General features: G+C 48.6%; 17 protein-coding genes and 1 pseudogene. 10 read left to right on the top strand and 8 right to left on the bottom strand.

The genetic code is table 11. From position 1 onward, the window contains the following. The 4 genes and pseudogenes from QN395_RS14755 to rpsL form a co-directional block, all read right to left on the bottom strand. A pseudogene (locus tag QN395_RS14755) lies at window positions 1–73 on the bottom strand (elongation factor Tu); the annotation flags it as partial. Window positions 74–176: 103 nt separating this feature from the next. Next, window positions 177–2,282 (bottom strand): elongation factor G, encoded by a 2,106-nt coding sequence (fusA, locus tag QN395_RS14750; protein ID WP_322120245.1) that lies wholly within the window; start codon window positions 2,280–2,282, stop codon window positions 177–179. Between the two features lie 128 nt (window positions 2,283–2,410). Further along, entirely contained in the window at window positions 2,411–2,881 is a 471-nt protein-coding gene (gene rpsG / locus QN395_RS14745; protein WP_322120246.1) for a 30S ribosomal protein S7, read from the bottom strand. A gap of 140 nt (window positions 2,882–3,021) precedes the next feature. Continuing rightward, window positions 3,022–3,405 (bottom strand): 30S ribosomal protein S12, encoded by a 384-nt coding sequence (gene rpsL / locus QN395_RS14740; protein ID WP_322120247.1) that lies wholly within the window; start codon window positions 3,403–3,405, stop codon window positions 3,022–3,024. Between the two features lie 487 nt (window positions 3,406–3,892). Here rpsL and QN395_RS14735 point away from each other — a divergent pair, with 487 nt between their 5' ends. Next, window positions 3,893–5,836 (top strand): phosphoethanolamine transferase, encoded by a 1,944-nt coding sequence (locus tag QN395_RS14735; RefSeq protein ID WP_322120248.1) that lies wholly within the window; start codon window positions 3,893–3,895, stop codon window positions 5,834–5,836. Window positions 5,837–5,979: 143 nt separating this feature from the next. Here QN395_RS14735 and QN395_RS14730 read toward each other — a convergent pair whose 3' ends face one another. The 3 genes from QN395_RS14730 to QN395_RS14720 all read right to left on the bottom strand — a co-directional run bounded on the left by QN395_RS14730 (window position 5,980) and on the right by QN395_RS14720 (window position 12,715). Beyond that, window positions 5,980–7,518 (bottom strand): DUF3999 domain-containing protein, encoded by a 1,539-nt coding sequence (locus tag QN395_RS14730; protein ID WP_323492263.1) that lies wholly within the window; start codon window positions 7,516–7,518, stop codon window positions 5,980–5,982. Further along, the gene (locus tag QN395_RS14725) at window positions 7,515–11,411 is read right to left on the bottom strand and encodes a DUF2339 domain-containing protein (protein WP_322120250.1); all 3,897 of its coding nucleotides are present in this window, start codon (window positions 11,409–11,411) and stop codon (window positions 7,515–7,517) included. Before QN395_RS14725 ends, QN395_RS14730 begins: the two co-directional genes overlap by 4 nt. A gap of 248 nt (window positions 11,412–11,659) precedes the next feature. Next, complete coding sequence (locus tag QN395_RS14720) at window positions 11,660–12,715, bottom strand: DUF3667 domain-containing protein (protein ID WP_323492264.1); 1,056 nt, start codon at window positions 12,713–12,715, stop codon at window positions 11,660–11,662. Between the two features lie 188 nt (window positions 12,716–12,903). Here QN395_RS14720 and QN395_RS14715 point away from each other — a divergent pair, with 188 nt between their 5' ends. The 9 genes from QN395_RS14715 to QN395_RS14675 all read left to right on the top strand — a co-directional run bounded on the left by QN395_RS14715 (window position 12,904) and on the right by QN395_RS14675 (window position 21,104). Next, a complete protein-coding gene (locus tag QN395_RS14715) occupies window positions 12,904–14,043 on the top strand; it encodes an ABC transporter permease (protein ID WP_322120252.1) in 1,140 nt (379 codons plus the stop codon). Beyond that, a complete protein-coding gene (locus QN395_RS14710; RefSeq protein WP_322120253.1) occupies window positions 14,043–14,936 on the top strand; it encodes an ABC transporter ATP-binding protein in 894 nt (297 codons plus the stop codon). Before QN395_RS14715 ends, QN395_RS14710 begins: the two co-directional genes overlap by 1 nt. After that, window positions 14,936–15,883, top strand: a complete 948-nt coding sequence (locus QN395_RS14705) for an MlaD family protein (protein ID WP_323492265.1) — start codon at window positions 14,936–14,938, stop codon at window positions 15,881–15,883. Before QN395_RS14710 ends, QN395_RS14705 begins: the two co-directional genes overlap by 1 nt. Before the next feature lie 26 nt (window positions 15,884–15,909). Continuing rightward, window positions 15,910–16,548 carry an ABC-type transport auxiliary lipoprotein family protein gene (locus tag QN395_RS14700; protein WP_322120255.1) on the top strand — a complete coding sequence of 213 codons (639 nt, stop codon included), beginning with the start codon at window positions 15,910–15,912 and terminating at the stop codon, window positions 16,546–16,548. A gap of 197 nt (window positions 16,549–16,745) precedes the next feature. Then, window positions 16,746–17,948 carry a VanZ family protein gene (locus tag QN395_RS14695; RefSeq protein WP_323492266.1) on the top strand — a complete coding sequence of 401 codons (1,203 nt, stop codon included), beginning with the start codon at window positions 16,746–16,748 and terminating at the stop codon, window positions 17,946–17,948. Between the two features lie 139 nt (window positions 17,949–18,087). Continuing rightward, window positions 18,088–18,432: a (2Fe-2S) ferredoxin domain-containing protein gene (locus tag QN395_RS14690; protein ID WP_322120257.1), complete on the top strand. Its 345-nt coding sequence runs from the start codon at window positions 18,088–18,090 to the stop codon at window positions 18,430–18,432. 27 nt (window positions 18,433–18,459) lie between these two features. Further along, on the top strand, window positions 18,460–19,110 hold the full coding sequence (locus QN395_RS14685; RefSeq protein WP_322120258.1) for an alpha/beta hydrolase: 651 nt from the start codon (window positions 18,460–18,462) through the stop codon (window positions 19,108–19,110). 81 nt (window positions 19,111–19,191) lie between these two features. Continuing rightward, window positions 19,192–20,382, top strand: coding sequence for a D-alanyl-D-alanine carboxypeptidase family protein (locus tag QN395_RS14680; protein ID WP_323492267.1), 1,191 nt, complete (start codon window positions 19,192–19,194; stop codon window positions 20,380–20,382). Between the two features lie 143 nt (window positions 20,383–20,525). Beyond that, the gene (locus QN395_RS14675; protein WP_322120260.1) at window positions 20,526–21,104 is read left to right on the top strand and encodes a GNAT family N-acetyltransferase; all 579 of its coding nucleotides are present in this window, start codon (window positions 20,526–20,528) and stop codon (window positions 21,102–21,104) included. Between the two features lie 85 nt (window positions 21,105–21,189). Here QN395_RS14675 and QN395_RS14670 read toward each other — a convergent pair whose 3' ends face one another. Continuing rightward, the gene (locus QN395_RS14670; RefSeq protein WP_322120261.1) at window positions 21,190–22,035 is read right to left on the bottom strand and encodes a sterol desaturase family protein; all 846 of its coding nucleotides are present in this window, start codon (window positions 22,033–22,035) and stop codon (window positions 21,190–21,192) included. Window positions 22,036–22,086: the final 51 nt, after the last annotated feature.

Genomic DNA, 22,086 nt, shown 5'->3' with positions numbered 1-22,086 from the left:
TACCGTGATCTACGTGACCAATTGTGCCTACGTTGACGTGCGGCTTGGTGCGCTCAAACTTACCTTTTGCCATTTTATTCTTCCTTCAAAAAGAACGATTTATCAATAATGAACCCACTTCGGCATGAAGTGAGCTTGTCAGATGCTTTAAAGCTTTTTAATGAACTGAAATCAGATTATTTTGATTTCGAAGTCACGATTGCGTCGATAACGTTTTTCGGCGCTTCTGCATAATGCTTAAATTCCATAGTGTATGTTGCACGACCTTGCGTTGCAGAACGCAAAGAAGTCGAGTAACCAAACATTTCGGACAAAGGCACTTCAGCCTTAATGATCTTACCGCCACCACCAGGAATCTCATCCATACCTTGAACCATACCGCGACGTGAAGACAAATCGCCCATCACTGTACCAGCGTAATCTTCTGGCGTTTCAACTTCAACCGCCATCATTGGCTCGAGAATAACTGGACTCGCCTTGCGACAACCATCTTTAAATGCCATCGAACCCGCCATACGGAATGCGTTTTCGTTGGAATCGACATCATGGTAAGAACCGAAGAACAATGTGACTTTAACGTCAACGACTGGATAACCAGCAAGTACGCCTGAAGCAAGAGTTTCAATCACGCCTTTTTCTACCGCAGGGATATATTCACGAGGAACGGTACCACCTTTGATCGCATCAACGAATTCAAAACCTTTACCCGGTTCTTGCGGTTCGATTTTCAGAACTACGTGACCATATTGGCCACGACCACCAGATTGCTTAACAAATTTACCTTCGATTTCTTCGCAAGTCTTGCGAATAGTTTCACGATATGCAACTTGTGGCTTACCGACGGTCGCTTCAACGCCGAATTCACGGCGCATACGATCAACAATAATTTCCAGATGAAGCTCACCCATACCGCCTATGATAGTCTGACCAGATTCTTCATCAGTCTTCACGCGGAAAGAAGGATCTTCTTGCGCCAAGCGATTCAACGCCAGGCCCATTTTTTCCTGATCTTGTTTAGTTTTCGGCTCAACTGCCTGAGAAATAACTGGCTCAGGGAATACCATACGCTCCAAAGTAATGATGGAAGATGGATCGCACAAAGTCTCACCGGTAGTAGCATCTTTCAGACCAACAGCAGCAGCAATATCACCCGCATGTACTTCTTTGATTTCTTCACGCTGGTTTGCATGCATCTGCAAAATACGACCAAGACGTTCTTTCTTATTCTTGTTCGGGTTGAATACTGTATCACCCGACTTAACCATACCAGAATAGACGCGGAAAAAAATCAACTGACCAACAAACGGATCAGTCATGATTTTAAAGGCCAAAGCTGAAAACTTCTCAGTATCTTCTGGCTTGCGCGAAGTCGGCTCGTCGTACTCATCCAATCCTGTGACTGGCGGAATATCAACCGGTGAAGGCAAGTATTCAATAACCGCATCTAACATGGCTTGTACGCCTTTGTTTTTAAATGCAGTACCGCACATCATAGGAACAATTTCAGCCGCAATAGTGCGTGCACGAATTGCTGTTTTGATGTCTTCCTCAGACAAATCGCCTTCTTCAAGGTATTTATTCATCAACTCTTCTGTTGATTCTGCAGCAGCATCCAACATTTTTTCGCGCCATTCTTGAGCTGAAGCAGCAAGTTCAGCAGGAATTTCGCGATAGTCAAATTTCATACCTTGAGAGGCTTCATCCCAATAGATTGCCTTCATCTTGACCAGATCAACTACGCCCAAGAAGTTTTCTTCTGCGCCGATAGGGATTTGCATCAAAATTGGATTTGCTTTCAAACGTGTACGCATTTGCTCATACACTTTGAAGAAGTTTGCGCCAGTACGATCCATTTTATTGACGAAAGCCAAACGTGGAACTTTGTACTTATTAGCCTGACGCCATACAGTTTCAGACTGAGGCTGCACACCACCTACCGCACAGTAAACCATGCAGGCGCCATCAAGAACACGCATGGAACGCTCAACTTCGATCGTGAAGTCAACGTGACCAGGAGTATCAATAATATTAATGTGATGCTCAAGAAAATTATTCGCCATGCCTTTCCAGAAGCATGTTGTCGCAGCAGAGGTGATAGTAATACCACGTTCCTGCTCTTGTTCCATCCAGTCCATGGTAGCCGCGCCATCATGCACTTCACCGATTTTGTGGTTTACACCGGTATAAAACAAAACGCGCTCAGTTGTCGTAGTTTTACCAGCATCAATGTGAGCCGAAATACCGATATTGCGGTAGCGCTCAATGGGGGTCTTACGGGCCATAGCTAATCCTAAATCTTTTAATGGACAAAACCGAGCGCAATTTTTTTTGAAAATTACGCCCGGCCTGATTCAAATTACCTGCCAGAACCATTGCATAAAAAATACACAATAGCCCTTTACTTTTACTCTTAGAAACGGAAGTGGGAGAAAGCCTTGTTAGCTTCTGCCATACGATGAACTTCATCACGTTTCTTCATTGCGCCGCCACGACCTTCTGCAGCCTCAAGCAATTCGCCACCCAAACGTTGTGGCATAGATTTTTCACTGCGCTTATTAGCTGCTTCACGCAACCAACGCATAGACAAAGCCAAACGGCGAACTGGACGAACTTCAACTGGCACTTGATAGTTAGCACCACCAACGCGGCGAGACTTAACCTCAACCAATGGTTTAGCATTACTGATTGCCAGTGCAAACACTTCCAATGGATCTTTACCAGATTTTTGCTGGATGTGATTAAACGCACCGTAAATAATGCCCTCAGCAACAGACTTCTTGCCTGACAACATCAATACGTTTACAAATTTTGCTACTTCTACATTGCCGAACTTTGGGTCCGGCAGAATATCCCGTTTCGGGACTTCACGACGACGTGGCATTTCGATTCCTTTTCAATCTTCAGTTGAGTCGCAGATAACATTTCATCTACTTCTCGCGGCAAGCCATCATAACCTGCCACTTACTCAGCCCATTAGGAGCCGACACTGCTCCATTTTATGGAGATTAATTTACAAGAGTATTACTTCTTAACGGCCTTAGCGCGCTTCGTACCGTATTTGGAACGAGCTTGCTTACGGTCTTTAACGCCTTGAGTATCCAAAGCACCGCGAACCATATGGTAACGCACACCCGGCAAATCCTTTACACGACCACCGCGCAACAGCACTACGCTATGTTCTTGCAAGTTATGGCCTTCACCACCGATATACGAAATTACTTCGAAACCGTTAGTCAGACGTACTTTGGCAACTTTACGCAAAGCCGAGTTAGGCTTTTTTGGAGTTGTCGTATAAACGCGGGTACAAACGCCACGTTTTTGCGGGCTGTTTTCCAGCGCCGGTGATTTGCTTTTGACGCGTACAGAGACACGTGGCTGGCGAATCAGTTGATTGATGGTTGGCATCGTTTTTAATCCAACAAAATACAACGTTAAACACAAACCCGGAAACGGTTGCCCGGGGACTTAAATCTTTATTGGCATCGAACTTTCATCCGACACACCCGATTTTTGCTGAATAAACCAATCATATTTTTGGGAAAATATGCAAGCTATAGACCATCCAAAATCGAGAACTCGCAAGTTTAAACCCTAGATCTTGCCGCTGTCAATCTGTTTGTGTCGGCGTAAGCTACACCAAATCAAGTAGTTAGCGCGGCATGATCATAAGTTTGGGCTTACAGAATAGCCCGTTTGCGCTGGAATACAAGGCAAGCATTTAGGGTCGCATTCGCAAACAGCTTGAAAATAAATTGCAACATAGTTTTTCTCATCAGCACCAAGCCATCTTAAATCCTTTATATTTACGCGCTTTACGCTGTATTCACGATTCACTGCGCTTGGCGCATGTCTGGGCATTGCGCCTGGCAGACCACACCGGACCACCATCACCATGCCGCCTTTGTTGCAGCCCGCCGCTATTTATATTGTTGTCAGCTATTTTTTACTGTCGGCATTACCATTCTTCTCATTGTTGCTAGATAAGCCCGTAGAACAGGCTTGGCAGATTGTGGTGATGGAAGTAATCACCTGGCTTGCCTTATGGGCAACCATGAAGCGGCCGCGCTGGTTTCACTGGTTGCTGCTCCCTGCTTTTTTTGCAGTACCGACGGAAATCTATTTACGCCTGTTTTTTGGGCAAGGTATCTCAACGCATCATCTGGGCATCATCGCAGAAACCAGCCCAAAAGAAGCGCTTGAATTTTTAGGCAATAAAGTCTGGCTATTGCTAGCCGTATCGATCACCGTCATTGCCTGGTGGTGGAGTATTTTAAAGTTAAGCAAACGAACTCAGGCTCTGGATTGGACGCATAAGTCTCGCTGGTTGGTCATTATCTTAGTGCTGTGCGGCGCGGCCACATGGACTTACGGCGAGCAAATTGGCATTGCATCTGCATCCGCCAAAGCCAGCGCAAAGGCGTCAACTAGCTTAAGCGCTAGCACCTCTGTCAGCGAGGAAGAAGATGAGGATGAAGACGACGACAGCAGTACCTCGGCACCAACAGCAGCATCAATATCAGTGCCAGCATCTGTCTCAGCACCATCAGTGGCAGGTAAAAAGATCACTTTCTATGAGAAAGCCTGGAATCAGCTACTGCCGACGCTCCCCAAACTACCTCATTGGGCAAAGATCCCTTACGACGAGGAAACCTTCGCCCGCACCTGGCCGTTCGGCCTGGTTATCCGGGGCAAGGATTTTTGGAATGAGCGCAGTTATTTGTCGCAACTCGCAGAAAAGAGTAGTGAATTCCACTTTAAAGCGAGTCTGACTGGCGATAAAAACCAGCCCCAAATCGTCGTCATGGTGATTGGAGAATCCTCACGCTATGACCGCTGGAGTCTCAACGGCTATGAGCGCGCTACCAATCCACTGTTAAAGCAGGAAAGCAAGCTCGTCAGTTTTACCGATGTAGTCACTGCCGTCTCTGCTACCCGTTTGTCGGTACCTATCATCGTCTCGCGCAAGCCTGCGGCACAGAGTTTAAAAGCGGGTTTTGCTGAAAAGTCGTTTATCAGCGCGTTCAAAGAAGCGGGTTTTAAAACATTTTGGTTGTCAAATCAAATGAGCTTTGGGCAATTTGATACGCCGACCTCTGTGTTTGCCAAAGAAGCCGATGTCACACAGTTTTTAAATCTAGGCGGCTTTACGAATAACTCCAGTCTGGATCAAATTTTGTTGTCGCCGATGGAAAATGCCATGCACGACCCAGCAGTTAAAAAACTGATTGTGCTGCACACCTTGGGTAATCATTGGAATTACAGTCATCGCCATCCTAAAGAATTCGACCAGTGGAAGCCATCATTATTTGGCATCAACAATCCGGCCTATACCGATCTAAAAAACAAGCAAGCGCTCAATAATAGCTATGACAATTCCGTGCTGTATGTTGACTGGATGTTGTCTGAGGTAATCAAGCGACTCAAAACGAGTCAGCAGCTGACCTCGATGCTGTATGTATCTGATCACGGACAAACCTTGTATGACGGCAGTTGCAACCTCGCCTTTCATGGCCATAACACGCAGTATGAATTCCATATTCCGGCTTTCATGTGGTACTCGGACGCGTATCAAACCCAGTATCCCGACAAGATCAAACAATTGTACAAACACCAGAACGCCAGACTGTCCACAGAGAACGTATTTCATTCTTTATTAGACATGGCGAATATCCATTACCCGGGCGAGCGCCTTGAATGGAGTTTTCTAAATCCGAAGTTGCAAACCCATATTCGCTATGTTGATAGCTATGGCTGGACCAACTATGACAATGCCACATTCAAAGGTGATTGCCGTGAGGTGATGGATAAAAAGACACCGCTGACGCAAGAGAAATAAAAAAAACAGGGGAGTATGTGAATTGAAAGCCGTATTGTCCAATCATTCTCTGGACAATACCACCTAATTACTTCATACACCCTCATGTATATAAATTAAACTACCCAAAACTAACCAAAACTCGTTAGATAAGAAAGCGACGATTAATTCCCGCTTTCTTTAGACATCGTCCGAAATAAAGACCACGCCATTCCGCCGAGCAGGAGTAAACCTGCTGCCAGCGCTGCCCATAACCAGATTTTGTTGGACGCACTTTTGTTCTCTTTTGTCGCTGGTGGCTGCGAATTTTCTGCTACGGATTCGACTGGTGCTGTAGCAGCTGAGATGTTCACGCTTGCCGCATCCATTTTAAATACCTGATCTTTACGGTAAGCAGGTAGCAATGTCGCTAGCGGCAGCGCGCTGCTGTCTTTTTGATCCACGCCCCATTGCAGGCTAAACGGTGGATTTCCTCGCGCTAAAAAGGCCAGATTACGTGGAATACTGGCAATTTCTATTGTCGGCGGCGTCGCCCCAAGCAAACTAATCGCACCTGCTGTTTGCAAGCGCAAACGTGTATAAATACCACCGTTCATAGGCAGATTTTCTGACTCGACCTCATACTCACCTTGCTTTAAGCGATACAAGACGCTCTGAGTTAATCCAATGAAATTGTCTACCGGCGCGGCATCTGCCTGGCGCTTATGGCGCAAAGCATGCAAGGCGTACAGCGGCGAGTGATATAGGCGATGCTCTCCATAGCTTGTATCATCCGGATTACCCGATGTATTCGCTGGCAACTCGCCCAAAATCTGCACATCTGCCAATGTATTAATCTCTGCAAGCCGAATCCGCAGGTTATCGATCGGCGTATTCTTGGGTAACAGGTAGTCGCAATAATGAATCTCGCAGCTTATCGCCGAAATACGGCTAGACCATTGCAAGGGCGACAGCGTTTCTAACTGCTTCACACTATCCAGCGTGAACGACCGTATCGCCGCACTGCGGGCTGAATCAAGCCAGTGCAGGCGTACAAACCGGGCATGGGCGCCATATAAATCCAGGGTTAGTCGTTCTATCGCCGCGCCCTGTTGCTTGAGTATCGCCAGTTGCTGTTCACCACCTATGCTGCGCCATTGATGCAAATCATCGCTCGCTTCCAGCGTCAAGGGAAACAAACCTTCCGCATTGTCTGCCAAGCTCACACGCGCTTGCAAAAACTGTCCCTGAACCTGGCTGGCGTCGATAATCCAATCGCCGCCCGATGCTGGCGTTTGCGCAGCAAGCTTGCCCGTACTGATGGAAATCAAAGAGCCATCCGGTTTCTGCGTAAAGCTGAGTTGCACATCATTACGGGAAGCAGATTGATCAGCGACGGCCGTTTTCAAAGGAAACACAGGGAGTTTGTTTGATATGAATTCGGGCGCAGTTGCATCTTGCTGCGCTTGCTGAAGCCATGCATACGGCACCGCGGCGCCGCTGGCATTGAGGATACGAACATCGCGCAAATCGGTATGAGCGGCAGAAGGATAAATCGTCGTGGGCAAACTCAATTGATAAAATGGTCCGTCACCACTGAGGGCGATGGTAGCTTGTTGAACGGGCTTTGGCTTAGGCACATCGGCAGCAGCAATATTGGCGGCCTGTGTAGCAAAAGAAACCGCCATGCACCCAAGCACGCTGAAGAGATTGCGCGACGTCATATGGCGGCTCCAGAGTTGGGCTTTGAAGCGGGCTCTGTATCTGGCTTCAGATCAGATTTCTCCGCATGCGACGACTCTTTTTTTACTGGCACAGGCGCAAAATATCCGACGACCAACAACAGCACGCCCACTCCGATAAACGAGACGATGCGATACAAACCACCACGATCGGCTAATTCAACAATAAACAATTTCAACACCACAACCGCAAGCAAGCCTGCACCCGCCATCCACACAGAGCGTGAGCCACGGCGGTTGCCAAACAACATCGCTGCGACACCGGCAATTGCCCAGGTAATTGACACCGCAGCTTGCGCTAGCCATGAGGCAAATAAGCTGTCGAACTGCCACTCCACACCCGCCCAATGATGGATGGTACGCAGTACCATGCCGGTAATCAATGCCAGTGCTAACGCAGCAACCAGTTTGCTGATGGCAGATTTTAATTGTTCATCATAGGCTTTGACTGGCAACGCTCTCCACCAGGCAACTAGCGACGCTAATACTAGCCATTGTCCCAACTCCAGAGGATTGATCAGGGGAATGTAAGGCAGAGGTGCAGCACTGCCAGCACTGACAACATTACTGATACAGCACCATAAAAACAGATAGGCGGCAACCGGTGTGCCCGCGATCTCCACATAGGCCTGACGGAATTCGCTTAGCGGCCAGCGACGCAATACAAACTGTGATCGGACCAGCCACAAACTGAGTGCTGGTACCAAAATCCAGCCCAGCATAGGCCACGCCGACCAAGGCTGAGAAATACTACTCATATGCCATTGCACTTCACGTGCTCCCAGCAAAACAAAGAACCAGAAACCGCACACATGAAACAGTTTGCGGAAAAAATGTTCACTCCAGCGCGCTTGCACGAATAACAAACGTAGATGCCACGCCAAGGCAATTGGCCAGAGCAACCAGCCCAAGGCTTGCGAGGGTATAAATACGCTGGTGCCGTAAGCAGCTCTAAATAACTCGATCAAGCCAATCAGCATCAAAGCAGGTAAGGTGAAAAAAGTCGCCTGTCCCATTTGTGACCAGTTGCGCCAACGCGCCAGTACTGACATGACGATAGACAGCATCAGCACAATCGCAATTCTGCTGGCGGGGATAAAACTAAACAAATCGGGATTTAAAAGACGATATGCTGCCTCATCAAACAGCGCACGCAAAAGCCATAACAAGCCCCAGACCACCGGTGCCCAAAGTAAAACATCCAAAGAAAGCCATGACTTGGCTGATCTTGTGGCATCGTGATCAACTGATTGCTTAGCCGCCATTTGTAAACGATCACCACTAAACCATGCCGCCAGACCAAATACCAGAGGCGTCCAGAAATTGAATGAATTGCTCATCAAAGATCCGGAGTCGGCCAAAGCATCCAACTGGGCTAACGCTGGCGCATCGGTTTGGTACAGTAAAAATAAAGGCACGGAGAACACTTGCAATAACAAGGCAAATGCGGCCAATGCACTATGTGACATTCTCAATGCCACCCACAAAGCAAGACAAGCTGTGATCGGCCAGATCAACGCGGCTTGCTGAAAATTAATCGCAAACAACATCGCCAGATGCAGCAATCCTACGCCCGCAACCACCGCGACTGAATTGGCCAAGGACCAGTTTGGTGCCTGATTATTTTGTTTGGCTTCACGCAAGATTGCCGCCATGCGCCATCCTGCAGTGAATAAAATACATGCTGCAATCACCAGCGCAGTGAGTAAGCCTTGCGAACCGCTTTCTAAAGCGCTGTTTGCGGGAGCAAAGCCGCTGGCAGAGCGATGCAAACCTGCGATAAAACTGACCACAGCGACTACTTGCAAAGTGCCTACGACAGGCAGCAAAGGCTTTAAGCGCCAGCGGTTAGCAACTCCAAATGTGACGACCGACAATACCGCCGTGGCTGCGGCGGCGACAGAAGGAACAAACCATTGCCACGGCAACACAGTCAATGCTGCCATACCCAGCCAAGGTAGCAGTGAACCTGGAATCGCTTCCCAATGGTCTGTCGTGTTTAACGCTGCACGACGATGTTGTAACCACATTGCGAACGCGCTGGCCGCTAGCAAGATCGGGCCAATGCTGGAACCATGCAAGAAGTGACCAACAGCAGTCGCGTCTATCGTGATGGTGTTGAGTAATTTATAGGATGCCCCCAGCAATACCAGATACGCAAACCCGCGTGCATACGGGCGACGTTGCCGCACACCCAGCCAGTGCATACCAGCGCCCTCCACCGCCCAAGCCGCGCCAGTCCAGACGCCTTCCAATCCCAGCGGAATGGCGAGCGTACCGAAGATCACGCCAACAATCGCATATGCCTCAGCCAATAACGCCAGCCCGGCTTTCTCTTTAGAAAAAACTATGCGTGCCAGCAATAAATAAAACCCACTGAGCGCCAATGCCGAAAAGGCGGCGCCGAATTCCCAAGGCTTCATCAGCAGATATTGCAAGCTAAACGCAGTAAGCGGCGTACCAAATACGAGGGCACTATCGACCCGGCCAACTTGCGCCAAGGCTGCGCCGGCTTGTTTTGCCAAGCTGTCAGACTCAACTAACTTCGCATCTAATAGCGTACGGCGTGCGAATAGCAATCCGACCGCCGTAAACAATAAAAAGAATACGATCAAAAATGCCTGCACTGTCGGGTATTGCGCATCGCTGTAATACTGATTGGCCCAGCCCGAGGCGAGGGTGAATGTGCCGACAAAACCGATCACATTCAACACACGCCAGGCATTAAACCAAGCAATCAATACAATCCCGATATCCAGAATCGTCAGGTAAGTGAACAGACCGACCATGTGATTACCACCAGTCGAAGTCAATACCGGTGTCGCAAAACCCTCCAGCGCGGCGATGATGGCAAGTGCTGGCGCCTTCTGGAAAATCGCCAATGCAGCACCCAGCAAGGACACCGCCAACATAAATCCAAATCCTGCTTCGGCCGGAATTAATCCATGAAATTTAATCGCTGCTAGCGTCGTCAGATAAAACACGCCAACGCCCATGCCCTGCAAAATCAAGCCGTAATCCCGACGCTTATGTCGCAAAAGCCACCCCAGTCCCAATAAGACCATGCCAACCAATGCGACACCGGCGTAGCGCAACTCAATCGGTACCGTAACGCGTTCAGCGGTGTAACGTAATAAGAAGGCTAGCCCAAGGAATAAAATCAGTACGCCAGTTTTCACCAGCGCGTTGCCGCCATAGATCAAGTTGCGGACAGGTTCTGGCAAACGATCGCGGAACGGAATCTGCGGCACCGGCGGTCGTCGTGGTGCGATCGTCGGGCGTGCTGTCGCTGCTGGTGTAGTTGCCGATGTCGATGCAGTTACTGAAATTTGCGCGTTGTTTGTATTGGCCTTGATCGCGGCGGCTTGTGTTGGCTTCGCTGCTAGCTCCGTTACCGCCGGGTCTGCTGTAACAGCAACGGATTCTGGCTTCAGAATTGCCGCCATCTCATTGATCGCCTCGGCCAGCGAACTTGCGGAACTTGTCGAACTTGTTTTAGATATAGGAGCAGAAGGAACCATAGGTACGGTAGCCACAGGACTCATCACAGGCTCTGCAATCACATCAAGCGCTAGCACCTGATCGGTTTCAACTTCACTGATATGGGATTGTTTGCTGACGATGCTTGATGCAGCCAGTTGCTGCTCTACCGTCTGCAAACGTCGCTCCAATACTGCGACCTGTCCCCGGAGTTCCACCAGTTCTGCATTCTGGTTTTTGCCGTCATCAGATTTTTTATTCCGACTGTTCTGACTGAGCACTTGCTTTAAAACATGCGCCGCAAAACCACCAACGATGGCATATAACACCGCGGCATTGGTTGATGAGGTCGCTATACCAAGGATCAAACCAATAATGGCGCCCAATATCCACATACTGCATCCTTTAGATCAATACCCCCAAAACGAGGGAAATAGTCGGGCGATAGTAAACCAGGAATGATGTTATTTCTACAAAATTAAAACAATCACAAGAAAATGCCCTTCTTTTGCCAGACCTTTAAAACGCGTGAGACCACTCAAAGATATTAAAATTGGGGGAGTATTGCCATCTACAGCCTTGATGTCCATACTTTATATGGACACTTATAAGAAAAGTTATCATACTCACCCAAGTATGATAATTAAATCAATGTCACAAACAAGACGCACAGCGCGATGCCAACACAGATCAGATACAGTCCCATTAACATCAGCGCCCGCAGTATTTGCGCCAGCCATCGACCGTGATAGACCTGCCGTAATGCGATGACAAAATAAACCAGGAACCCAATCGTCAACAATTCAGACGGCACAAACGGAATCATCAAGAGCAAGAACAATAAAAATGTGAAAGCATGCAAATGAAACGCCAATACCAGGTGAATGCCGTACACCAGATGGCGGCGGAAATACACCAGCCATAACAAGAACGCAAATACAGGCATCAGCACGAACACCGCATACGGGGCTTTATGCAAGGCCTCTTTGCCTAGTTCTTTTCTGGTTTCTTCAGGATGAAGCTGATACTCCTTAAAACGTTTACCCGCTCGTTTGACCCATGCAATGGCCGCAGGACTGCCACCTAGCTGTGATTTGACTTTGGGTGGCACGGAAGCATCGCTTTTTTCCACTACCTCAGATGCCGCAGATTCCTCAGACGCCTCCTGCAATACTCCACTCTCCCCGATAGATTGCCCAGCCTTACGGGTGTCACTATTCTTTTTTATATTTGCTTTTAATGGATCAAGGACATTGCCGATGCCGATACCAATGCCGGTAGCTGCAGCGGCGACATCTTCGTCCGGGTCATCCATCAACTCCTTCATGACATTCTCTTTATTAGCCGTCTGTGCTTTCTCAATATCGCCACCACTGACAGGCAGATGTCCGAACAGCCCAAACAGCACAAAAAATATAAAGCTCATCGTCAGATATAGCTGCAAGGGCTTGATATAACGTTGTCGTCTTCCTGCCACGTATTCCGCAGTCAGCCTGCCGGGATGAGCGATTAACATCCACAAAGTACGAGTTAAGGTGCCTTCCAGCGCGATATAGTGATGCAGATATTCGTGAATAAATTCCCACAAGGTCGGAGTTTCTATATGCGTTTTTTGGCCGCATGCAGGACAAAAATTCTTCGGTGCTGGGTGATCACAATTGGCACAGTAGCCAGTGGAATGATGGTGACTGGAAGTCATACTGGGGGATAGTCAATAAGTTAAAAAGCAAATGAGATAGCGTCGAAATTGGCGGCTAGATAAAGCGACAAGCGTAAAAATAAGTTGCAGTGAAACATGATCAGATTGCAAATGCAAGCATGGCAAACTCATGCTGATTTTGGGTCAGGATGATTGCCGCTCAATTCAATCTCCCTTACACTGCGGGTATGCCCCGTGACACACCTCCCTCGCTGACCAGACACTCATCCAACCCGAATACCATCCATCTGGCAGGATCGTGGCGGGCGCACACCCTGAGCAATCAAGCGCTGATGCAAACCTTGACCGCGCAATTGCAAGCGCTGCGCACACCGTTGGAGTTGCCGAATAATTTGCACTGGGATTTGCGCGACATTACCGCACTTGACCATATTGGCGCACAAATTTTGTGGCAGATCTGGGGCAAAAAGCGCCCTGCTGATTTGCAATTGCAGACATATCACGAAGGCTTATTTGTCAGACTGGAAGAAGTCTGCCAGCTACCAGTGCCGCACTTACCAAAAGAACGGTGGGAGCGGGTCAGCCAATTGGGTACATTTGTACTAAGTTTTGTCGAGCATGGAAAAGGTCTGACCATTTTATTGGGGCAGCTCATCCTGGATTTATTCCGCCTGATCCGTCATCCGCTGCAAGGCCCCTGGAAAGAAATTTCTGCCAACCTGTACCGTACTGGTTTTCAGGCATTGGGGATTACGGCGCTAGTTGGTTTTTTGATCGGGATTGTGCTGTCTTATTTGTCGGCGCAACAGTTGCGCGCTTTTGGCGGCGAGTTATATATCGTAAATATTTTGGGTATGAGCATCGTCCGCGAACTAGGACCTTTGCTGGCAGCGATCTTGGTTGCAGGTCGATCAGGGTCAGCGATCACCGCGCAGCTCGGTGTGATGCGGGTGACGGAAGAGCTAGACGCCATGCGGGTGATGGGAATACCACATGGTTATAGACTGATTATGCCGCGAGTAATTGCCTTGGCGATTGCGATGCCTTTGCTGGTGATCTGGACCGATGTGATGGCATTAGCCGGTGGCATGCTGGCAGCGCAATCCCGGCTGGGGATGTCACCGACATTTTTTCTGTATAAATTGCCAGAAGCCGTCGCTTTGATTAATTACTGGATTGGCATGCTCAAAGGTGTCACCTTTGGCATATTGATTGCGCTGGTCGCCTGCCATTTTGGTTTGCGCATTAAGCCCAATACCGAAAGTCTGGGTCAAGGCACAACCAGCTCGGTTGTGATCTCGATTACGATTGTAATTATTGCTGATGCGATATTTGCGATCTTGTTTAGCAAGTCAGGATATTACTGATGACTACTACCTCGATTGCCTCGGTTGCACCCACTGCCTCCAATTCCATCATCGATGTCCAGCATCTGCGTACCCAGTTTGGTCACGCGGTTGTGCATGACAATTTAAATTTACAAGTGCAGCAAGGCGAGATTTTATCGATCGTCGGTGGTTCCGGCTCGGGCAAAACGGTCTTAATGCGCCAGATGCTGGGCTTGGAGACACCGGCGCAAGGCAACATTCGCGTGTTTGATGAAGACATCCATGCGCCCAGCACCAACAATCTGGATTTTTTACGACGCCGCTCTGGCATGCTGTTTCAGCATGGTGCTTTGTATTCTGCACTCAGCGTGTTTGACAACGTCGCCCAACCGATGCGGGAACTCCGTACCTTATCGGAGAGTCTGATTGCCGACATGGTGTATCTCAAACTACACATGGCGGGGATTGGGTTTGAACATGCGAAAAAAATGCCCGCCGATTTGTCCGGCGGCATGATCAAACGAATCGCGCTGGCACGTGCGTTGGCACTTGATCCCGAATTATTATTTTTGGACGAGCCAACGGCAGGACTAGACCCTGATCGATCAGACAGTTTCGTCAAGCTGATTCAATCACTGCGTCAGCAATTACATTTGACAGTCGTGATGGTGACGCATGATCTGGATACCTTATTCGCCTTATCCAGCAGGATCGCCGTGTTAGCAGAGAAAAAAGTCGTTACCATCGGCACACCGCAAGAAGTGGTGGCGTTTCAGCATCCGTTTATTCAGACTTTCTTTCTGGGTGGACGTGGCTGCAGAGCGATGGAAGTATTCACGTCACCTGATGTCAAAGATAGCAGTGATCATAGTCATAGTAAGAGCAACAGCGGTAGCGTGGACGATGCGCACGGCAAAGGAGTTAATACCTGATGGAAAACAGATCTCACGCACTGATGGCAGGTTTTTTTACGATTGCCTTATTGGTTTTGGCGGCGGTCTTTGCGCTCTGGCTGGGCAAAGATAAAATCAAGCGTACACCGTACGAAATTGCGACCAAATTGTCGGTCGCCGGACTAAATATGCAAGCCGCCGTGCGCTACAAAGGCATACGGGTTGGCAATGTCAGCAACATCAGCTTTGACCCCACTACACCCGGTCAGATTTTATTGCATTTAGATGTGATGTCAGACACGCCTGTGACCAAATCCACCTATGCCACACTGGCTTACCAAGGCGTGACCGGTATTGCGTTTGTGCAGTTGGATGAAGACAATATTCATGCAGATCACGCACCACTGCTGGCCTCGACTCAAAACGATGTAATTCCACGGATTCCGCTGCGCCCGGGCATGATGCAAAATCTGGAGCAACGTGGCGTCGCTATCCTGAACCAGACCGAAGAGCTGACTAAGCGCCTGAACCTGCTGCTCGACCCAAATAATCGCCAATCCATCGCCACCACAGTAGAAAACATCGGCAAAGCCGCCGCAGCCTGGCAAACAGTCCCGGAAAAACTCGGCCCCGCTTTAGACAAACTACCCGCGCTGGCCGAGCAAACCCAAAGCACCCTGATCGCCATCAAAACCTTGTCGGGCGACGCCAGCAAACTCAGCAACAACATCAACCAGTTCACGGTCAGCATGCAAGCGCCAGACGGCCCTTTAGCCAGGCTCAACCAGTCAGTAGAACAAATCAGTGCCGGCATCAGTCAGGAAACCCTGCCTAAAATCAATGCCATCACCAACGACGCCCGCAGCAGTTTGCGCGCGATCAACCGTACCACCGATGCACTCAATGAGCGGCCGCAAAGTCTGTTATTTGGCAATGCAGCGCCGGCACCAGGGCCGGGTGAGCCGGGCTTTGTCGCACCGAAGTAATCGCGTATAGAAACTAAGGAATTTTCATGAATCACAAGCAGATTTATCCATCACGTTCTGGTGTCGTACGGACGTATAGCTTGATGTTAATTGCACTGGCAATAGCTTTAACAGGCTGCTCAAGCGCTCCGGCACAGAAGCAAAGTTATGACTTTGGGCCTTTATCTGCGCCGGCGTCTACGTCGACTTCGATTACTCCCATATTGGCTATCAGTCTGGCAGACATCAATGCCCCTGCATCGCTAGACAGCACAGCGATGCTATACCGGCTGCAATACGATAACGCGCAACAAGCGCGTCCATATGCGCAACATCGCTGGAGCATGCCTCCGGCGCAATTGCTGACACAGCGATTAAAAACCAGAATCGCCGCGGCTGGCGGTACCGTGATCGCCAGCCGGGATGCAGTAAGCAGTTTGTCGGTCTTGCAAATGGATCTAGATGAGTTTTCACAAGTGTTTTCCTCCGCTAGCAGCAGCACTGTGCAAATCCAAATCCGCGCTACCGTCTTCAAAGGACGTAATCTACTGGCGCAGCGAAGTTTTCAGCAGCAGGTCGTAACGCCAACCGCGGATGCGCCGGGCGGTGCAAAAGCCATGGTCACCGCCAGCGATGCGCTGATCAGCGATGTGATGGCGTGGATGCAGACCTTGAGGTTGAACTAGAGAGAATTTGTTGTGCTCACATTGCTAGAAATAGAAATAAAATCGAAGTTACTTTTACTCCCTCTGCGGTAAGCGGGAGAGGGTAATAAAGTCAGGAACAAAACGTAAAAGAATATAGTGCGCTTAACATACTGGTAGTAGGTATATATTGAGTGTCCATACAATACTTGGACAATCCAGTATATTTATAAAAAATAATGGGGAGTATATTGATTCAACCCTCATTCTCGATCATCGCAATGCAGAATACGTCGTCAAAAAATATCGAGCCGCAGATTGAAACGCCACTTGAAATCCAGCGCCAGGCCTCGCCATTTGCGCGGGTCGCTTTGCTTGCGTATGCCTTCCTGATTGTTTATGCCAGTCTTTATCCTTTCTCCGGCTGGCAAAACGATAATCTGGCAGCACTGACCGATGTGATAAAGCAGTGGCCACGCTATTGGACTGGCTTTGATGCGGTTACCAATGTGATCGGCTACATGCCACTGGGTATGCTGATTGTATTTGCGCTATATCCGGTGTGCAGGCGGCGCTGGTCTGTGTTGATTGCCTCGTTTTCTGGCGCTGTACTCTCGGCCAGTATGGAAACGACGCAGTATTTTTTACCCAGCCGCGTGACCTCTTTACTAGACTTTTTGACTAACTCTGGCGGCGCTATTCTGGGGTCCATACTCGGTGCGCTGCTAATCCCTTTATTGCTAGAAAAAGGACGCTTGCGTTTACTCCGCAAGCAATGGCTGTATGGGGAAGCCAGCCGGGAAGTACTGGCGCTCGGCTTGTGGCCAATGGCGCAAATTTACCCGCAAGCCTACTTGTTTGGTCTGGGTCAAATCCTGCCGATTTTATCGTTTTGGCTGAGTGATTTTTTAGATATGCCAATTGATCTGGGTGGCATGCTACTCAACGGAATAGAACTCAGTCCAGAAAAATTCCTGCTGGCAGAAACCATTATCACTGCCTGCGGTTGTACCAGTGCGGTACTGATTTGCCTGTTTATTCTGAATCGCCATGCGCCCAAGGTCCGCTTATCAGGCTTACTTTTACTAGCGGCTATTGGCATCAAATCACTAGCAAGCGCCCTACTGTTTAAACCGGAATATGCCTTTGCCTGGCTTACCCCCGGCGCACAAGGCGGCCTATTGATCGCGCTGATTATGTTGTACGGATTTTCGTTCGCACCGCACCAGGTGCAGCGACGGCTAGCGATTTTGATGCTGGTGATTAGCTTAACGGTGATTAATCTGATCCCGAGCAATCCTTACTTTACGGTCACGCTGCAAACTTGGGTACAAGGTAAGTTTCTCAACTTTAACGGCGCTGCGCAATTTTTATGTCTGCTCTGGCCATTCATCAGCTTGTGGATATTGCTGAGCAGAAAAACATCCATCAAGAGTAAATAACGATCATCAATAAAAAACGTAACGAAGTGTTCCGATCTGCTTACGTTGAGCTTGATCCTAGTTTGAGCGTGTATCATAGTCGCCTATGCATTCGTCTACATCGAATGCGCTCACTCACCTCAGAACACGATAAATGATCATGGCTGATACTCTTAATAATCCCAAAACTCCCGACGCACCGTATTTTGAAAAGCATGTTTTTTTCTGCATGAACCAACGTGAAGATGGCCGCCCTTGCTGCGCTGATCGTGGTGCGCAGGCTGCGCAAGAACATACCAAGAAACGGATTAAGCAACTCAACCTCAGCGGTCACGGCAAAATTCGCATCAACAAGGCTGGATGCCTGGATCGCTGCGAAGAAGGTCCGGTGATGGTGATTTATCCTCAAGGCACCTGGTACACCTTTGTCGATCAATCCGACATCGATGAGATTATCGAAGTGGATCTGGTCGGTGGCGGTACGGTAGAACGCCTCAAAATTTAAGTTTGAAGACTTAAGATTGATATCAATATGAATGCCCAAACAGAACATTTTTTTACGCAAGGTGCGGTTGGTCAGCTGGAATGCGCACTGGATTTACCTGATGCAGAACATTTTCCAGCACCACGCGGGCTTGCCTTAGTTGCTCATCCGCATCCCTTGTTTGGAGGGACGATGGATAATAAAATCGCCCAAACACTGGCGCGTGCTTTTGTTACCTTGGGTTATGTCGCAGTCAGGATGAACTTTCGCGGCGTCGGCAAGTCAGAAGGTGTGCATGACAACGGCGTCGGGGAAACTGATGACATGGCTTTACTTCTGGCGCAAATGCGGACGCGTTATCCTGATCTACCGCTGGCCTTAGGCGGATTTTCGTTTGGTACCTTTGTGCAGGCACAATTGCAACAGAAGCTGATTGCGCAAGGCACGCCAGCAGAACGACTGGCATTGATCGGTACCGCAGCAGGCAAATGGCCGATGCCGGATGTGCCAGCCAATACGATTTTGATCCATGGCGAGCTCGACGATACAATCCCGCTGCAAGCCGTTTTTGATTGGGCACGACCACAAGATATCCCTGTCATTGTGATCCCCGGAGCAGATCATTTCTTCCATCGAAAACTGCAACATATAAAAAATTATGTCGTCAATTTGTGGGATGAGTCTGCCAATGCGAGCTAACCCACGCTAGACCAAACTTGTCCGCTAGACTATGAACGTCCTTACTGTTTTACTTTTCAATGCTACTTTTTTACTGATTCAATGAAAAAATTTCTCGCTACATTCCTCTCCGTCAACTCCTCCGCTGTCCTCGTACTTGCCAGCGCATTGTCAAGCCTGACTGTCAGTTCCATTGCCAATGCCCAAAGTCTGCCAGCGCCCACGATTGCCGCTAAATCCTGGATTTTAGTCGACACCACCAGCAATCAGGTCATCGCTTCACAAGATGCGACGCTGCGCATAGAACCTGCGTCGCTGACCAAGATCATGACAGCGTATCTGGTGTTTTCTGCGCTCAAAGATAAAAAGCTTGATCTGAATCAGTCTGTTAACGTATCGACTCACGCATGGAAGGTCGATGCCAGCAGCTCCAAAATGTTTATCGAGCCAAATAAGCCTGTCACCATCAACGAATTGCTATATGGACTGATCGTTCAGTCGGGTAACGACGCCGCTGTTGCGCTGGCGGAAACGGTAGCGGGCAGTGAAGAAGCCTTCGTCGTTCAAATGAACAAAGAAGCCGAGCGCATGGGGCTTAAGTCCAGCCACTTCGCCAATCCACATGGTTTGCCTAGCCCCGAGAATTATTCTACGGCACAAGATTTGTCGACTTTGGCTGCGCGCCTGATCAATGATCACCCACAGTTTTACAAAACCTATTACTCGACCAAAAGCTTCACGTATAACAAAATCACCCAACCAAACCGCAACCGCTTATTGTGGCTAGACCCAACCGTTGATGGGATGAAAACAGGCCACACCGAAGCGGCTGGTTTTTGCCTGATTGCCTCCGCGATTCGTCCTAATGGTAGCGGTCAGCGTCGCCTGATTTCTGTCGTCACAGGCACTGCCAGCGATCAGGTCAGAGCGCAAGAAAGTTTAAAACTGCTGAACTGGGGCTTCCTCAATTTTGATACTGTCAAGCTGTATGAAAAAGGTCAGGCTATTGCCACACCAGAAGTCTGGAAAGGTACACAAGCGCAAGTCAAAATCGGCTTCACCCGTGATCTGTATGTCACTTTGCCAAAAGGCGCTGCCGCTAAATTGAAACCCGCTCTGGAACGCAAAGATCCACTGGTCGCTCCTATCCCATTGAATAGCCAGGTTGGCACAGTCAAGATGATGTTGGACGGCAAACCGGTCGCAGAATTTCCAGTACTGGCGCTAGAGCAAGTCGACCAGGCAAGTATCTTTGGTCGCGCCTGGGACTCTTTACGCTTACTGTTTAAGTAAGCGATAGCTTTCAGATGCGCTGATGGATTGATTCATCAACGCATCCTCAAAAAAGGACAAGACTCATGCAGTTCTTGTCCTTTTTTTCTGATTGTTGACTGAGATTAAAATAGAGTTTTTCTGATCTGGCCTTCACAAAAATAATGACCTTAAAACCAATGAGCCGCACCTCCTTTACAATCCGCGCCGCAGAACCTGCAGATGCTGTCCGTCTGACAGCGCTCGGGATTCACGTCTGGTTGCACACGTATGCAAAAAATGGCATTTCTGATCCAATTGCCCGCTATATATTGGAAGAATTTACTGTCACAAAAATGCGCGCGCTGATCGCAGACAGCAAACAGCGCGTCTTGGTCGCTGAGAACAACGAAAACTTACTCGGCTATGCGACGTTGAATATGGGTCACCTGCTCTATGACCTCAAGGATCAATCCATGGCTGACCTCACCGACAAAGCCGCAAATCAACGGCGTGCCAAATTAGAAACCTTGTATGTACAAGAGCACTTCACGGGCCAAGGGATTGGCCAAGCTTTACTACAACGCGCCTTGCAAGAAATCACAGATAAATTCGATACGCTATGGCTGATGGCAAACGCGCAAAACCAGCGCGCAATTGATTTTTATCTTGCCATGGGTTTCATCGAAGAAGGCATTACGTATTTTGATCTGGAAGGTAGCCAGCATAAAAATCTGGTGCTGGCATACACTCTGAACATCTAAAGAGATTTCTAATTTTTGCGATCACCATCTCGCTATCGAGAATTGTTGACGATGGTGCAATCAGCAATCCCAGAGCAACATCAACCTACTCAACGATCACCCGCTCTTTACCCAGCGCAGAATGTGATCGTTTAGATTTAAACACTGGGAAAAACACTTCAATATACCAAGCCTCTTTCCCATATTGAACATCGTCCATCAGGCCAACTTGTTTGGGGTATTGGCGTGTGATCAATGCGCTTTTAAACAGGATGTCCCAGAAAAACAAGAAGTTACCAAAATTGCCTTTGTAATGACCTATACCGTCATCCATCGTAATCGCATGATGCGCATAGTGTGTGGCAGGTGTAGAGATGGTGCGCTCTAGCAGCCACATTAATGGTCTTGTCAGGCGGAAGCGATACAGAGGCTCATCCCAGCGTACTGCGCTGTGAGCACCGATAATGACCAAGAGTTTGAGCACAACATAGACTAAATACACCTTGGCAAATCCGAGAAAAATCAATGCAGAGGAAATCCAAATTCCCGGCATCATCGCGTAATAAAAAAAATTATTTCGATACACAACACGAACGCTCATATAGCTGGCGGAATGATGCACGCGATGCAGTGGCCACAGCAAAGGCGTGTGCGAAATCCGATGCCACCAGTATTGCGTCATATCATCAGCAACCAGCAGAATCAAAAACATCCCCCACCACGGCAAGAACGAAAGGCTATTTTTGTACTCAGGATAATAATGCTGCCCTATCCACAGAATGCCAAACAAGATGCCGGGCTGTATCAATACCAGTAGCAAGACAGGCACCAAAATCTCAATCTTCCAATCATCTTTGGCAACGTTGAGTTTTTTAAATCGACCAGTGAGGATCTCTAACATCAGGAAGATAACGAAAGCGAGTGTAATCAATAATGGCTGTAGCAAATCCATTTTGTCTCCTTAGGATGAATCAATTATTTTTATTATTCAAAATAGTAACCG

This window comes from Undibacterium sp. RTI2.2 (assembly GCF_035018705.1).
In the GTDB taxonomy this organism is placed as follows: Bacteria; Pseudomonadota; Gammaproteobacteria; order Burkholderiales; family Burkholderiaceae_D; genus Undibacterium.
The sequence above is the reverse complement of the archived record's forward strand: the minus strand, read 5'-3'. Positions and strand labels throughout refer to the sequence as shown.

What these genes read in the sequence shown, in the direction of transcription:
- fusA (WP_322120245.1), bottom strand. Translation starts at nt 2,282, where the DNA reads ATGGCCCGTAAGACCCCCATTGAGCGCTACCGCAATATCGGTATTTCG.
- rpsG (WP_322120246.1), bottom strand. Translation starts at nt 2,881, where the DNA reads ATGCCACGTCGTCGTGAAGTCCCGAAACGGGATATTCTGCCGGACCCA.
- rpsL (WP_322120247.1), bottom strand. Translation starts at nt 3,405, where the DNA reads ATGCCAACCATCAATCAACTGATTCGCCAGCCACGTGTCTCTGTACGC.
- QN395_RS14735 (WP_322120248.1), top strand. Translation starts at nt 3,893, where the DNA reads ATGCCGCCTTTGTTGCAGCCCGCCGCTATTTATATTGTTGTCAGCTAT.
- QN395_RS14730 (WP_323492263.1), bottom strand. Translation starts at nt 7,518, where the DNA reads ATGACGTCGCGCAATCTCTTCAGCGTGCTTGGGTGCATGGCGGTTTCT.
- QN395_RS14725 (WP_322120250.1), bottom strand. Translation starts at nt 11,411, where the DNA reads ATGTGGATATTGGGCGCCATTATTGGTTTGATCCTTGGTATAGCGACC.
- QN395_RS14720 (WP_323492264.1), bottom strand. Translation starts at nt 12,715, where the DNA reads ATGACTTCCAGTCACCATCATTCCACTGGCTACTGTGCCAATTGTGAT.
- QN395_RS14715 (WP_322120252.1), top strand. Translation starts at nt 12,904, where the DNA reads ATGCCCCGTGACACACCTCCCTCGCTGACCAGACACTCATCCAACCCG.
- QN395_RS14710 (WP_322120253.1), top strand. Translation starts at nt 14,043, where the DNA reads ATGACTACTACCTCGATTGCCTCGGTTGCACCCACTGCCTCCAATTCC.
- QN395_RS14705 (WP_323492265.1), top strand. Translation starts at nt 14,936, where the DNA reads ATGGAAAACAGATCTCACGCACTGATGGCAGGTTTTTTTACGATTGCC.
- QN395_RS14700 (WP_322120255.1), top strand. Translation starts at nt 15,910, where the DNA reads ATGAATCACAAGCAGATTTATCCATCACGTTCTGGTGTCGTACGGACG.
- QN395_RS14695 (WP_323492266.1), top strand. Translation starts at nt 16,746, where the DNA reads ATGGGGAGTATATTGATTCAACCCTCATTCTCGATCATCGCAATGCAG.
- QN395_RS14690 (WP_322120257.1), top strand. Translation starts at nt 18,088, where the DNA reads ATGGCTGATACTCTTAATAATCCCAAAACTCCCGACGCACCGTATTTT.
- QN395_RS14685 (WP_322120258.1), top strand. Translation starts at nt 18,460, where the DNA reads ATGAATGCCCAAACAGAACATTTTTTTACGCAAGGTGCGGTTGGTCAG.
- QN395_RS14680 (WP_323492267.1), top strand. Translation starts at nt 19,192, where the DNA reads ATGAAAAAATTTCTCGCTACATTCCTCTCCGTCAACTCCTCCGCTGTC.
- QN395_RS14675 (WP_322120260.1), top strand. Translation starts at nt 20,526, where the DNA reads ATGACCTTAAAACCAATGAGCCGCACCTCCTTTACAATCCGCGCCGCA.
- QN395_RS14670 (WP_322120261.1), bottom strand. Translation starts at nt 22,035, where the DNA reads ATGGATTTGCTACAGCCATTATTGATTACACTCGCTTTCGTTATCTTC.